This window comes from Sutcliffiella halmapala, assembly GCF_050107295.1.
GTDB classification, from domain to species: Bacteria; Bacillota; Bacilli; order Bacillales; family Bacillaceae_I; genus Sutcliffiella_A; species Sutcliffiella_A halmapala_A.
Window position 1 is genome coordinate 1 of record NZ_JBNIKR010000046.1, and the last position, 260, is coordinate 260.

General features: G+C 51.5%; 1 rRNA gene. It reads left to right on the forward strand.

Features of this window, described 5'->3' with window-relative positions:
* Positions 1-260: ribosomal RNA gene (locus ACQCT5_RS23000) — 23S ribosomal RNA — on the forward strand; the annotation flags it as partial.

Genomic DNA, 260 nt, shown 5'->3' on the forward strand with positions numbered 1-260 from the left:
ATCTCCCAAGGCTAAATACTCCCTAGTGACCGATAGTGAACCAGTACCGTGAGGGAAAGGTGAAAAGCACCCCGGAAGGGGAGTGAAATAGATCCTGAAACCGTGTGCCTACAAGTAGTTAGAGCCCGTTAATGGGTGATAGCGTGCCTTTTGTAGAATGAACCGGCGAGTTACGATCCCGTGCAAGGTTAAGTCGATGAGACGGAGCCGTAGCGAAAGCGAGTCTGAATAGGGCGAATGAGTACGTGGTCGTAGACCCG